Annotated in this window: 12 protein-coding genes; 5 read left to right on the top strand and 7 right to left on the bottom strand. The window is 45.3% G+C overall.

Annotated features, from left to right (window positions below):
- Positions 1-7 precede the first annotated feature (7 nt).
- Entirely contained in the window at positions 8-649 is a 642-nt protein-coding gene (locus ATB76_RS18105; protein WP_038871763.1) for an outer membrane beta-barrel protein, read from the top strand.
- A 121-nt stretch (positions 650-770) separates the two neighbouring features.
- Here ATB76_RS18105 and ATB76_RS18100 read toward each other — a convergent pair whose 3' ends face one another.
- The 4 genes from ATB76_RS18100 to ATB76_RS18085 all read right to left on the bottom strand — a co-directional run bounded on the left by ATB76_RS18100 (position 771) and on the right by ATB76_RS18085 (position 8,090).
- On the bottom strand, positions 771-1,961 hold the full coding sequence (locus ATB76_RS18100; protein WP_061035858.1) for an amino acid aminotransferase: 1,191 nt from the start codon (positions 1,959-1,961) through the stop codon (positions 771-773).
- Positions 1,962-2,142: 181 nt separating this feature from the next.
- A complete protein-coding gene (locus ATB76_RS18095; RefSeq protein ID WP_061035857.1) occupies positions 2,143-3,609 on the bottom strand; it encodes an HD domain-containing phosphohydrolase in 1,467 nt (488 codons plus the stop codon).
- Between the two features lie 523 nt (positions 3,610-4,132).
- On the bottom strand, positions 4,133-5,854 hold the full coding sequence (locus tag ATB76_RS18090; RefSeq protein WP_005438848.1) for a solute:sodium symporter family transporter: 1,722 nt from the start codon (positions 5,852-5,854) through the stop codon (positions 4,133-4,135).
- Between the two features lie 133 nt (positions 5,855-5,987).
- The gene (locus ATB76_RS18085; protein WP_061035856.1) at positions 5,988-8,090 is read right to left on the bottom strand and encodes an alpha-galactosidase; all 2,103 of its coding nucleotides are present in this window, start codon (positions 8,088-8,090) and stop codon (positions 5,988-5,990) included.
- A gap of 232 nt (positions 8,091-8,322) precedes the next feature.
- Here ATB76_RS18085 and ATB76_RS18080 point away from each other — a divergent pair, with 232 nt between their 5' ends.
- Positions 8,323-9,384, top strand: coding sequence for a LacI family DNA-binding transcriptional regulator (locus ATB76_RS18080; protein ID WP_061035855.1), 1,062 nt, complete (start codon positions 8,323-8,325; stop codon positions 9,382-9,384).
- A gap of 76 nt (positions 9,385-9,460) precedes the next feature.
- Here ATB76_RS18080 and ATB76_RS18075 read toward each other — a convergent pair whose 3' ends face one another.
- Positions 9,461-9,760: a hypothetical protein gene (locus ATB76_RS18075; protein ID WP_038873539.1), complete on the bottom strand. Its 300-nt coding sequence runs from the start codon at positions 9,758-9,760 to the stop codon at positions 9,461-9,463.
- Positions 9,761-9,960: 200 nt separating this feature from the next.
- Entirely contained in the window at positions 9,961-10,191 is a 231-nt protein-coding gene (locus tag ATB76_RS18070; RefSeq protein ID WP_038873536.1) for a hypothetical protein, read from the bottom strand.
- Positions 10,192-10,368: 177 nt separating this feature from the next.
- Here ATB76_RS18070 and ATB76_RS18065 point away from each other — a divergent pair, with 177 nt between their 5' ends.
- From ATB76_RS18065 to ATB76_RS18055, 3 genes are all read left to right on the top strand, one after another.
- Complete coding sequence (locus ATB76_RS18065; protein ID WP_045422426.1) at positions 10,369-11,760, top strand: PLP-dependent aminotransferase family protein; 1,392 nt, start codon at positions 10,369-10,371, stop codon at positions 11,758-11,760.
- 98 nt (positions 11,761-11,858) lie between these two features.
- On the top strand, positions 11,859-12,080 hold the full coding sequence (locus ATB76_RS18060; protein WP_038873530.1) for a hypothetical protein: 222 nt from the start codon (positions 11,859-11,861) through the stop codon (positions 12,078-12,080).
- Positions 12,081-12,106: 26 nt separating this feature from the next.
- Positions 12,107-12,520 carry a hypothetical protein gene (locus ATB76_RS18055; protein WP_061035854.1) on the top strand — a complete coding sequence of 138 codons (414 nt, stop codon included), beginning with the start codon at positions 12,107-12,109 and terminating at the stop codon, positions 12,518-12,520.
- 91 nt (positions 12,521-12,611) lie between these two features.
- Here the strand turns inward: ATB76_RS18055 and asnS are convergent, their stop codons facing one another.
- Positions 12,612-14,012, bottom strand: a complete 1,401-nt coding sequence (gene asnS, locus ATB76_RS18050) for an asparagine--tRNA ligase (RefSeq protein ID WP_038873525.1) — start codon at positions 14,010-14,012, stop codon at positions 12,612-12,614.
- Positions 14,013-14,157 lie beyond the last annotated feature (145 nt).

Below are 14,157 nucleotides of genomic sequence, written 5' to 3'. Positions count from 1 at the left end.
AAGTAAAATGGTAAGATTGTTATTAGCTGCACCTCTTGTAGCATTACCTATAATGAGCGTTGCCTCAGAGGCAGAACAAGCCGCAAAATTTGGGTATGAACACATTAACCTCGACCTCGGCGCGGGTACGACCAACGAAGAATGGTTAGATAACTCGAATGCCACCACCGTAGGATTGGGTGGTAACTATCTGCTGACCGATAACTGGTTGTTTAATGTGGATTACTCCGCACAGTTTTTCCACCCAGACGACTTCACTTTGCGCATTGACCGTTTAATGTTTGGTGGTGGATACCGTTATGGTATTAACGAAAAACTGGATGTGTATGGCGTTTATGGGCTCGGTGCCATAAAAGCTAAGGCAACCGATGATAAGAGTGACAATACGATTTCATCAGAAAGCGAGTTTATTCAAGGCGTGACGATCGGTGCTAACTACCTGTTCAGTGAAAAATTAATGGGTACGGCTGAAGTGCATTTAAATCGAAGTGATATCGTTGATGAGAACAACTACAAGATTGCTTTCAATTATCAGTGGCATGATGTGATTGGTACAGGTTTGTACTATCAGTTCCGAGATACGGATTATCAAAATCAGAGCTCTGATCATATTAACGAAGTGGGCATCAGCTTTAAGTTCGTTTATTAGAGCAATGGTTGAATTACATCATCGGCTTGTGACGGTGCTGTTTGAAATGAAACACACAAAAACAAAAAGGTCAGCATGTGCTGACCTTTTCTGATTGTGCTTTCTATTAGCTAAAGCGGAGTTATAGAACTGCCGCAATGCCTTTACATAGAGGACCCATGTTTGACTTCGTCATGCCTGCTACGCTGATACGACCAGAGCCAACAATGTAGATTGCAAACTCTTCCTTCAGGCGGTTCACCTGTTCTTTAGATAGACCAGAGAAGGAGAACATACCGTTTTGGCGCTCGATGAAGCTGAAGTCCGCGTCTACACCTTCAGCTTTCAGAGTTGCAACGAATAGCTCACGCATCTCTTGGATACGGTCACGCATTTCTGCTACTTCAGCTTCCCACTCTGCGCGTAATTCTGCATCGCCAAGGATATGCGTAACGACAGCACTGCCGTGCGCTGGTGGGTTAGAGTAGATAGAACGGATGATCGCTTTCACTTGCGAGAATGCGGTTGTTGCTACTTCTTCTGATTCAGCAACTAGAGTGAACGCACCTACACGCTCGTTGTATAGGCCGAAGTTCTTAGAAAAAGAGCTCGCCACTAGGATTTCTTTGTTGTACTTCGCGAAAATACGAAGACCTTCGGCATCTTCTTCGACACCTTTCGCAAAACCTTGGTATGCAAAGTCAAATAGAGGCAGTAGTTTCTTGTCTGCCACTAGCTTCGCCAGAGCTTCCCACTCTTCAGCCGTTGGATCGATACCAGTAGGGTTGTGGCAGCAGCCATGCAGAAGCACAACATCGCCTTCCGATGCAGCTTGAAGATCTGTCAGCATCGCATCAGAGTCTTTGTCTTTCGTTTCTGCGTTGTAGTAGCTGTATTGTGCCGTTTCGATACCAGCAGCTGTGAACACGCCGTTGTGGTTTGCCCAAGTTGGGTTGCTGATCCAGATCTTCACTTCGCCAAGCTGACGTTTAATAAACTCGCCGGCAACGCGCAGAGCGCCCGTACCACCAGGTGCTTGAGCTGTTTTAGCTCGCTTGCTCGCAACGATTTCTGCGTCTGCACCAAATAGCAGTTTTTGTACTGCCAGACCATATTCTGCTGTACCTTCGATTGTTAGGTAAGATTTGGTTTTTTCAGTTTCAATCAGTGCTGCTTCGGCTTTCTTTACGGTAGCAAGAACAGGGGTTTCACCTTGCTCGTTCTTGTAAATACCAACGCCTAGGTTGATTTTTTCAGCGCGAGTATCTTTTTTAAACTCTTCAGTAAGTCCAAGAATAGGGTCGGCCGGAGCGGCAACTACTTTTTCAAACATAATCTTCATCCATGTTAATCGAAGGGGTCTGCTGACATTTATACCTTTCAGCAATATTCGTTACAACAGTTAGTGAAAAGAAAACTTAAAAAAGTTTTGATTTGAAACAGAATTCTAACATAAGCAAAGATTTTGCTATGAAAACCCCTCTTAACTGTGGAGTTAAGAGGGGGATAATTCGCTAAGCGGCGAGATCTTGAGCATCTTGATATTGATGTGCGATATGCTGAAACTGTGCTTCTACAGCAAGGAAAGCGTCGACAACTTGCGGGTCAAAATGTTTGCCATTTCCTTCAAGAATGATTGATTTTGCCTTGTCATGACTGAACGCTGGCTTGTATACACGCTTTGAAATAAGTGCATCATAAACATCTGCGAGTGCCATCAATCGGCCAGAGAGGGGAATGCTTTCACCCGAGAGTTGATTTGGATAACCACTTCCATCCCACTTTTCATGGTGTGTCAGCGCGATCTCTTTCGCAACTCGCAAAAATGAGCTACTTCCTAGCTGTTTTTCTGCGATTGACAACGCTTCAGCACCAATTTCAGCATGACCCTTCATGATCTCAAATTCTTCGTCGGTCAATTTACCCGGTTTGAGTAACACACTATCAGGCACGCCGACTTTACCCACATCGTGAAGCGGGGCCGATTTATACAACAGTTCAATGTAATTGTGAGTCAGTAACATGCGATGTTGTTCAAACTGACTTAAGTGCTCTGCCAGCACTTTGACGTATTCCTGCGTTCGCATGATATGAGCACCAGTTTCGTTATCGCGAGACTCTGCCAAGGCGGACAGGCTGACAATGGCAACATCACGCGTCGTTTTCACCTCGTCTTGCGAAACTTGCAAGCTGTCTAGCATTTGGTTGGTGAGGCAGGCCATTGAGCCTAGTTCATCATGTTGGAAGACCGGTAGGCGTTGAGCCACCTTACCTTGAGTGACTTCCAATAATGCTTGTTCTTGGCTAAACAAAATCTTCTGCATCAAGCGAGTCCATAACACCATGATGGCAATAACGTATCCCCCTACAACCAACGCGATATACACCAGTTCCTTGATAAAACTGATCTTGCCTAAACCATTGCTGATTTGTTCTGGGTTTTGCTCTAACCAATAAATGTCTTTTACTGCAACCATGGTTAAGATTGCGGTGAGAGTGATCAGTAACGCAATCATCATCCCGATCATCTGTTTGACCATAGACTGGCGTTGCCCTGAGAGGACAAAATCGAATTGGTTTTGCTGGCGCAAGTCATTAAATTGAGCCAATTTGCTTTGCAGTTGAAGGATAGAGCCTGTCAGGAAGCCAAACAATCCCATGCCAAATAGGACCTTTACATTGCTATCGAAAGTAAAGTCATACTGGAGGTTGTAATAAGCCGCGAAAGGGATGCTAACCGCAGTAAATAAAATCGTATCCAACTTCGCTTGGCGGTTTTGTGCAATTAACGGGTGTGTTGCGAGAATAAAGTGACGCACTAAATAGATGAAGGTAAACACCACGGCGCAGTGCAAAATGACTTCGTAAACGCTGAGCGTACTGAGCATGGGGCAGACGCGTCCGCCATAGGTGCCAAAAAAGAATGCAGCGGCTAAATAAAGTTGCAATGTTAGCAGTGCGTTGTAGTTAGTATTCGCCATGATTAACCTTTCTAAGATCATCCTCAACATCATTGTCTTCGCTCTTGGTTGCGCTTCTAGAGAGGAACTTGGTTATGTTATTGATGCTGTTGATTGATCTGTCACTTGTAAAATCAAAGACCTGCGATTCTAGCGATAGATTTCATTAAGCGCTATAAGGACAGGGAAAGGGAAATAGGGTGCATCTTTAACTTGAAAGTAAAACCGCACTTCGACTTGCCTCACAGGGACACTCATTAATGTGAACAGAGCGGCGAATAGATGATTGCATGAATATCGAGATTTCTAGGTTTTATAAGGTCTGATGATGTATTTGCATAATTTATTTAAGGTTGTGTTCTAATTATCTTTCTCTATGTATTTGTTCTTCCTGTGTTGCGTTTACCTCGAAAAATCCGAAAGGTTAAAAGTGCCTTTAGGAGACACTTCTTTCCTCAAAAGCTCTTTGTTGATGACGAAGTTTCGGTAGAAAACAAAAATCGGAGCCAGTGCTCCGATTTTTATGTGCGCAATCTAAGTCGACTTAAGGCATGTACATGTCATTGAGCTTTGACACTTCTTTGTGCTTTCTACGTTTGATGAAGTAGTTAGAAACCACACCGAACATCAAGACCAGACCACAGAAGCCGTACACTTGCATGATAGTCGGATCGCTTGAGACAAAACCGAAGTCTGAAAACATCACGTAAGCACCCAATACCATGTAGATGATGACCGCTGATGCTTCAAATCGGAATGACCATGGCGTCACATCGATATTCTCATTCACTGGCATTACGTAGTCTGTATCACGCGGCATGAAGTGACCAATCGCAAACATCAGAGCAGTACACACGACGAATAGAATTGCTAATTGGTGTAGGAAGTGAATTGGTGTACCAAAGACCAATTGCATCGCAGCGTAGGAGCTAACAAACACGACTAAAGCAACTTTAGCAGCAATAGCAGGAACACGTTTTGAAATGTAGCCCACAAACACGATAGTGAAGATAGGCACACTAAAGAAGCCCGCAACCATTTGTAGGTATTGGAACAAGCCTTCCGGTGCGTACATGATGAAAGGGGCAATACAGACCGAAATGATCGCAATGATAACGCCGAAGATACGACCTTTACCGACCAACTCTTCATCCGATTTGTCTTTGCCAAATAGTGGTTTGTAAACGTTCAAAGCAAACAAGGTGGTTGAGCTGTTCAATACGCCGTTAAAGGTACTTAGGATAGCGCCGAACATGACCGCAACGAAGAAACCAACAAGCGGCTTAGGCAATACTTCGTTCACCAAGCGTGTGTACATCGTATCTGGGTTGCCCGCATCTGCGCCAAACATATGGAACGCAATGATGCCCGGAATGATTAGGAAAAGTGGAGAGATAACTTTAATCGCACCCGCCAGAATCACGCCTTTCTGACCTTCTTTGAGGTTTTTCGCGCCAAGTGCACGTTGGATAATAGATTGGTCAGTACCCCAGTAGTACAAGTTCACCAGCAATAGACCTGTGAACAGAGTAGAGAACGGCAGTGGATCGGTCTCTTTACCTACGGATTGCAGCTTTTCCGGTGCGGCTGTCAGCAATACGTCTAAACCTTCCATAAAGTTACCGCCGCCTAATGCCATCAGACCAAATACAGGGATCATCAAACCGCCGGTGATCAAGCCTACGCCGTTGATCGTGTCTGCAATTACCACGGCTTTTAGACCGCCGTAAATCGCGTAAAAGAAACCCAGCAAACCAATAGTGGCAGAAATCAGGGCGATAGAGCTGAACTCTGAAATGCCCAGTAAACCTTGCACATCAAAGATTTCGCCCAGTACCACTGCGCCAGCGTAAAGAGTGGTAGGTAGAATGTTGATGACGTATTGGCACAAGAACAACAGGGTAACGAACTTCTTCACCGACATGTCGTAACGGCTTTCTAAGAAGTCTGGAATGGTGGTGATACCTTGCTTGAGGTAGCGAGGAACAAGCAACAGCGCAATGATAACCAGTGTAACGCCAGATGCCACTTCCCAGCCCATCACACTCATGTTGTGGGTGTAAGATTGCGCACTCATACCAACAAAACTGGTGGCACTCAGGTTGGTTAGAATCAAGGAGCTGGCAATCAGACCGCCTGTTAAGCTTCGTCCACCAAGGAAGAAGCCGTCTTGAGAGGTGTTTTTATCGTTTTTAACTTTGCTGTAAGTGAACACCACAACAAAGCCTGTAAACAGCAAGAACGAAAGTAATACTGTAATAGACATTTTGTTTCCTTAACAAGTTAAGCAATTAAGTTTTGCTTGTTAGTTGTAGGGTGTCCCTCTAGCGCGTATAGGAGTGTTTTATCAGGAACAACGCGAAGTTGAAACCCGGTCGCTAGAGGGCACAGATAGAGGTTTACATTTTCTTAAGATGAACAATGAGCGCCGATTCTGGATCGAGAATCGGAAGCGTTACCCCAATTTCTTTTAAGTTATCGCCACTTAGCGTCAGGGTTTTGTCTAGCCATTGCGGACGTTGCTTCATCAACTGGAAGCTGGTTTTTGGCATTTCAACAATCTTGACTTCGTAACGGGCGTTTTTATCCGCACAGCTAACGCGAAGTGGAGATGGCAGCGCATGATTTGGCATGGCCAACTGACACACCGTAATCAGCATTTCTTGCCCGTTCTCAACGCCATAGATGTTCTGGTTTTGATCGGCAGGGTCGATGCGGAAAGTACGTCCCGAATGAAGCAAATCGCGATACTGTTTGTGCAGTTGAATGTAATGAGCAAACGCTTGTTTTTCTTCCGCGCTTTCTTTTACTGGATCGAGCTCCACACCCATGTGACCACTTAACGCCGTCACGCCACGCATGTTGATCGCATGGCGACGATTGGTTGAGTGACACTCTGCAGGACCAATGTGAGCGCCCATGACTTCAGGTGGGAAGAAGTAGCTCATACCACGTTGAATCGCTTGACGTTCCAGCGCATCGTTACAATCAGAAGCCCAGAAACGGTGAGTGCGTTTAAGGATTTCAAAATCAATACGACCACCACCCGATGAACAAGACTCAATTTCAACCGCAGGGTGTGCTGCTTGAAGCTCGTCTAGCAAGCGGTAAAGCGCTTTCGTTTGACCATGCACAGCAGGTTTACCTTGATGCCCTGGTTGAACCAATTCACGGTTCATGTCCCACTTGAGGTAACCAATGTTGTAGCGAGTCAGCAAGCCATTCAAACGCTCAAACAGGTAGCTGAAGCAATCTTGATTTTGCAAATCCAACACGTATTGCCAGCGACCTGAAGGCTGGTGGTAGCCTTGCAGACTCAATACCCAATTTGGATGTTGGCGATATAGGTTTGAGTCTTGGCTGACCATCTCTGGCTCTACCCAAAGACCAAACTCCATGCCTTTGCTGTTTACGTGCTCGATGACAGGCTCAAGACCATTCGGGTACTTCGTTTCATCCAAGTACCAGTCACCGAGCGCAGCGCGTTCGCCATCACGACCAATGAACCAACCATCGTCAATGATGAAGCGCTCGACACCCATCTCAGCAGCTTCGGTTGCCATCTGCATGATGTATTCAGGTTTGTGCTCGAAGTAGATGCCTTCCCATGTGTTTAAGTGAACAGGGCGAGGTTTGTTGTTTGGAAATTGAATAATATTGGCACGAACAAATTCGTGGAATCGCTCTGATATTCCATTCAAACCCGAGTTACTGTATGTCGCGTAAAGCCATGGTGATTGGTAGGTTTCACCGCTTTGTAGACGCTTTTCACCAGACAGTAGCAGTTCACCAGCTTGAACAAAGCGACGACCGTCACTGCGAACATCGGCACGAAGTTGGTGGTTACCACTCCAACCAAGATGGAAGCCCCAAACTTGCCCCAATTGCTCACTAAAGCCATTAGTGCCCGCGAACAAACCTGGGAAGTTTTCGTGAGAGGTGCGACCGCGACGGTTTTCTTGCATAAAGCCACCATGCTCAAAGCTCAAACGCTGAGTTTGAAACTCATGACACCAACGCCCGTGGAACGTCATCAGCTCGTTTGCATGGTTAGGAAGTGGCAGGGTAGAGGAGAGCTTACCCAAGCAATACTCACCGGCAGTCGTGTTTTTCACGGTGATGCGTTTCTGTACCACATCACTGTTAAAGTCCAGTTGTAGCTCAATCAATAATTCAAGACCAGCAATGTCATCTTGCAGAGTAAATGTCGCGCTGTTGTCATCGTGCTCAATGGATGTGGTTGTGAACACGGGAGCCCAGTCTTCGCCATTGCGATGCCCTTCAATCCCAGGCGCATTAAAGTGACCGCTACCCAACTCAGGGCAAAGTGATAAGGGTACGTCGACATCAAGACGAGCCTGAGAGATAGGACGCTCGGTTGAGAGCATTAAATCGGGATCGATTTGCGCGATTTTTGCGCCCCAATGAAGGATTTCAGGAACACGATCCACTTTAATGATCATGCTGTGATTCTTGGATTTTAAGTGAACAATTTTTTGCATGTTGTTTCTCTGTTTTCGCAAACATTTAATCTGCAAATAATCATGCGCTTGTTTGGTTTTATTTCGATTGAATAGCCGTCTAAATGTGACTTTGAACAGGTTTTAGAACGTGGTTTTGTGTGCTAGATCTGCTGTTTTCGGGAACATTTTTTCATGTTTTTTACGACATTGTTCACGAGAACATTCGAATGAATTTGGTAGAGTGAACAGTAAATCAGAATAGGAGAACGCAGTGGCAGTTACGTTTAAAGATGTTGCACGGTTAGCTGGAGTATCGACGCAAACCGTGTCGCGCGTAACCAACGGCGCGGATAACGTCGCAGAAGAAACACGAAAGCGAGTCAACGACGCAATCAAAAAGCTTGGCTATGTGCCGAACAAAGGGGCACAAATGTTGAGCCGAGCGAAGTCGCGGATCATCGGTATTGTCTCTTTGGATATCTCACTGCACGGTGTTGCTCTTATTGCTAATGGCGTTCGCAATCAAGCGCATGAGATGGATTACGCGACGGCGCTGGCAGTGTTAGGTGACAACTCCATTGAGGAATTCCGTAGTGCAATCCGAGAGCTCATTGCCCAGCAAGTTGATGCCATTATCATCAACGCCCCAGTAACCAGAGAGATGGCAGAAAACCTTGTGGAGCAGTTCAGTCAGCTCACGCTGGTTTTTATTGATGTACCCGAGGGGACGCCCGTCAATTCTCTCAGTTGTGACCATAAAGCTGGGGCAAATTTAGCGATCTCTCACTTGATCGAACATAAGCGCGAATCCTTCGTGTGTATTTCTGGCCCCAAGGCATCTACGGCTTCTCAGATTCGTTACCAAGAATGGCAATCACAGATTCAGCAACATGAATTGGTGCAAGCGGCATACTATGAGGGAGATTGGCAAGCAGCCAGTGGCTACAACGCTATTAAAGACGCCGTGTTAAAAGGTGTGCCTTTTGATGCTGTATTGGTGGCGAATGATCAGATGGCGCTTGGCGTGTTATGCGCGCTTTCGGAGGCGGGTATTAATGTACCTAAAACCGTCTCTGTGGTTGGGTTCGATGGCATTCAAGACAGCCAGTTTTTCTCACCCCCTCTGACAACGATTAAGCAAGATTTCAATGAACTTGGACGTAGGGCGGTCAAGTTAGTACTGAGTCAGATGGAAAAAGGGCAAGGCGTTGTGTCAGAAGTATTGCCAATCAGCTTGGTTGAACGACAAAGCACATCAGCAAAGGCGGACACGCTTTATGACAAGCAAGAAATACTGACGCACTTAGAGAACATACGTCGTCTATTACCTTAGTTGAACTGTTAATGATTTTTGCCGCGGTTACAAAAAAAGCCCCGTCCATGCGGGGCTCTATCAGGAATCGCTAAGTTTACTTCTTCAGATTCATTTCTGATTCTACAGCGTTGGTTTCGATGTCTGGGTTAGAAGACAGTTTGCCTGTTGCCCAGTCATTCATGTGTTTTAGAATAGCTTTTAACGCATGTTTTTCAGTCGGCGCTTCTGATGTTTCAACTTCAATTTTTTGCTTAGGGTGAGAACCCGTTGCGTCTTCAGCCACGTGCAACCAATCTGGGTGCCAGTAATAAGGTTGACCTGATGGTGTGCTCCATGCATGAACACCGTTGGTTTCGCCTTTGTATTGGATGTCGTTTTCGTTGTACTTAGTCATTATTATCGTCTCTCATAGTCATGAGTTGAGGTGTGCATCACCATTACTCTATAAATGTAACAGATGTCATCGAAAATAATGTGACAACTATCTATTAATCTTGTTGATAAATAATCGATTCCGCTGCACAGCTCTCATTCAGGTCAGTTAACGTACTTTTTCTGATAGTAACCCTATTTAAATTAGGTGCTTAGCTCGGTTTACTGACCATTCAGATGCTTGATGATAGCCGCTTTAGCGTGTTCTTCAGTCGCCGTTTCACCAATTGGAACGTCTAAGTCCGCTTTTGGGTGGACTCCGAGTGCATCTTCTGCAATATGTAGCCAATCTGGATGCCAATAATATGGGTTACTTCCTTCTGGGTGATCCCAGCTATGAACGCCTTGGTGTACACCTCGGTATGAGAGGTCATCCATCGTAAACATTTTCATCATTTCCTCCCGTGTTGATTTTCATGCCTTTGAAAGTATGGAACATAAATTCTCATTTCGTATAGCGAATTGGTATCACTAAGGTTGATTAATTACGTTACGACTTTGATAGTGGTGATATCGGATTGCGGGCGTGAAGTATGCTAAGGTGCCTCGGTAGTGATGAATGAGGGAAACATGAACCGATACCGCCAACTCGCTGAATTGTTCAAAATTCAAATTCAGCAAAATACATGGAGAGCAGGGGAGAAGCTCCCTTCAGTGCGTGTCACCAGCCGCAATCACAATGTTAGTGCAGGGACGGTCTTACAGGCGTATCAACTGCTAGAGGCGCAAGGTTGGGTGAGCGCTAAACCTCAGTCTGGCTATTTTGTTACGGCGGAACTGGAACGTTTAGAACCGAATGACCTAGATAAGAGTCTCTATCGCACTTCGGTAAACGATGAGTTGTATGAGTTCCTTAAACACCAGTCTGCGCCAGAGAGTATTAAGCTTGGATCGGCATTTCCTGATCCGACGTTGTTTCCTCTGGATGCGCTTAACCGCAACCTAGCCAGTTCAGGCCGCAAAATGGGGCCAGAGACACTACTTGATAATCTTCCTCCAGGCAGTGAATCGTTACGCCGTTTAATTGCACAGCGTTATATTCAGCAGGGACTTGTGTTGAGTCATGACGATATTGTCATTACCTCTGGCGCGATGGAAGCGTTAAATTTGAGTCTTCAAGCAGTGACTCGACCTGGTGATACGGTTGTAATTGAAACTCCGACTTTCTATGGGGCTCTTCAAGCGATCGAGCGATTGGGCTTAAACGCGATAACAGTCCGTGTGGATGCTAAGGATGGTCATTCGCTTGAGCAAATAGAGGCTGTGTTTGCCAATCATGATGTGCGTGCTTGTTGGCTAATGACCAATTTCCATAATCCGACCGGAACTTCCCTTAATGACTTGCAAAAGCAAGGAATCGTTGAGTTGGCAAATCGTTACGATGTGTATGTAGTAGAGGATGATGTTTATTCAGAGTTGTATTTTTCAGAGACGAAACCTGCGCCTTTAAAATCGTTTGATACTCAGGAGCGAGTGCTGCATTGCGGTTCATTTTCGAAAAGCTTATGCCCTGGTTATCGGTTAGGTTGGGTAGTAAATAAACGCTTTAACGAGCCGATTCAAAAACTTCAACTCATGTCGACCTTGTCGGGCAGTGCTCCTATTCAACAAGGCGTGGCGCACTATCTGCAAAATGACAGCTATGACAATCATCTTAGAAAGCTGCGCAAAGAATTACAGTTACGCCAAACAAGGTTTGTGGCTTTAATAGATAAATACTTACCTAAATCCGTTGACTATTGTCTTCCTCAAGGCGGGTACTTCTTGTGGCTTAAATTACCTCCAAGTTTGAATGGTAAGGCCATTTACCAAGCTCTAATCTCTGATAACGTGACGGTGGCGTATGGCAAGCTTTTCTCTGTTGATGACCAGTATCAAGACTATCTAAGGCTGAACACCTCCCTGCCTGTTGATGAAAACCTAAAACAGGCTATATGCAAATTGGGTGACTTACTTCACTAAAGGAACTGTTTAACGTTTTTTGGGCCTAACTGTACTAAAGTGGTTTACCGGTCATGTGCTTCAATCGATTGTAGAGTAATTGCAATGTTGGAGTGACAATGAAAAAACAGTTGGTAAAACATGAAGTAAGATTGATAGCCGTTGCTATTTTTAGCGCATTTCTGTTGGTATTTGCGCACCTTATTTTGGCGAAGTCTTTCTCGCATATGGCTTGGACAGAGTACACTGCGGCCGTGATCCCTTTCATTATGTTTGGCTTATGTGTGTTGGGCGTTAAGTACGCAGAACATGCAGATAGAGAAGGGGATGGAGAGCAGTAAAATCATGAAAAATTTAGGAAGAGAGAATGAAGAGTGCATGGTTGCTTGCGTTATCTATGATCGCCTTTGGGTGCTCAGCGAAACAAGATGTAGAACCTAAGTCGGTTACCCTAGTCTATGATCACTCAAAAGTGACTGCGGAGATACAAGCCGACAATCATTTCGAGGCTCATGTCGATAATGATAAAGAGCGTATCGATTTATCTGGCTTGGTAAGGAAACTTCACCCTGACTACCGGTTAGATGTCTCGGTAATTAAGTCTAGTAAGACTCAGCATGCAACAAATCAAATTAGTACATCATTGTTGATCAAACAAAAAGAGATTGAAAAACCTATTTTGATTGGTGGTGTTTATCAGCATACGGTTGTCAATGACGAGAACAACAACCCGACAGTGACAGAATCAGCCAGTGTGATGAGCGTTAAGTTGAATTTATAGTAGTTGGCAACGGAACCTATCTGTGAGATCCGCGACAAAATAAAAGACCTCCACAAGGGAGGTCTTTTTCATTCTGTATCACTCTTGGTGATTAGAAGTTCGCAGAGCGAGGAGTACGTGGGAACGGGATAACGTCACGTACGTTGCCCATACCAGTCACGTAAGATACTAAACGCTCAAAGCCTAGACCAAAGCCAGCGTGTGGCACTGTGCCGTATTTACGTAGGTCACGGTACCAGCTCATGTGTTCTGGGTCGATACCCACTTCACGCATGCGCTCGTCTAGGATGTCTAAACGTTCTTCACGCTGAGAACCACCGATGATTTCACCGATGCCCGGTGCTAGTACGTCCATTGCAGCTACCGTCTTACCGTCATCGTTAGCACGCATGTAGAATGCTTTGATGTCTTTCGGGTAGTTCTTCACGATTACTGGCGCTTTGAAGTGCTCTTCCGCAAGGAAACGCTCGTGCTCAGAAGACATATCGATACCCCATTCAACTGGGAATTCGAATTCACGACCTGAATCAAGAAGGATCTGGATTGCGTCAGTGTAGTCTACTTGTGCAAAGTCAGAAGATACGAATTGCTCTAGACGAGTGATTGCTTCTTTGTCGATGCGTTGAGCAAAGAACTCAAGGTCATCACGACACTCAGCAAGAACCGCTTTGAACACGAATTTCAGCATGTCTTCAGCCAGTTTCGCTACGTCATCCAGTTCTGCGAACGCAACTTCAGGTTCAACCATCCAGAATTCCGCTAGGTGGCGGCTGGTGTTTGAGTTTTCAGCGCGGAAAGTTGGACCGAACGTGTAAACTTTACTTAGTGCACAAGCGTAAGCTTCTGCGTTTAGCTGGCCAGATACGGTTAGGAACGTCTCTTTACCGAAGAAGTCTTCGTTGTAGTCCACTTTACCAGCGTCAGTACGAGGTAGGTTTTCCATGTCTAGCGTAGATACGCGGAACATTTCACCAGCACCTTCTGCATCTGAAGCTGTAATCAACGGCGCAGATACCCAAAAGTAACCTTGCTCATGGTAGAAGCGGTGGATTGCTTGAGATAGGCAGTTACGTACACGTGCTACCGCACCGATTACGTTTGTGCGCGGACGTAGGTGCGCCACTTCACGTAGGTACTCGATAGAGTGACGAGTTTTTGCCATTGGGTAAGTGTCAGCATCTTCAACCCAACCAACTACTTTAACGTTAGTAGCGGCTAGTTCGAAGTCTTGGCCTTTCGCAGGAGAGGCAACAATCTTACCAGTTACTTCAACAGAGCAGCCAGTGGTTAGCTTAAGTACTTCGTCGTCGTAATTATTAAGATTATTAGGGACCACGGCCTGAATCGGGTCGAAACAAGAGCCGTCATAAATGGCAAGGAAAGAGATTCCAGCTTTGGAATCACGACGTGAACGGATCCAGCCACGAACAGTTACTTCACTGTCTACTGCTAGCTGACCTTTCAAAACGTCTGATACAGGCGCGTAAGTCATGTTTGAAATATTCTCCATTGAGGTAAAAATTCAACTCAACACTTACTACATTGCTTGCTTTAAACGGCTTTGTTTAAAAAACGAGCGAAGCGTTGAATTGGATAGAATTTTACAGATTCATCGGGACATATTACCTGTCAATTCG

The sequence above is a fragment of the Vibrio sp. MOR3 genome (assembly GCF_001557775.1).
GTDB classification, from domain to species: domain Bacteria; phylum Pseudomonadota; class Gammaproteobacteria; order Enterobacterales; family Vibrionaceae; genus Vibrio; species Vibrio jasicida.
This window is presented reverse-complemented; position numbering and strand designations above follow the sequence as displayed.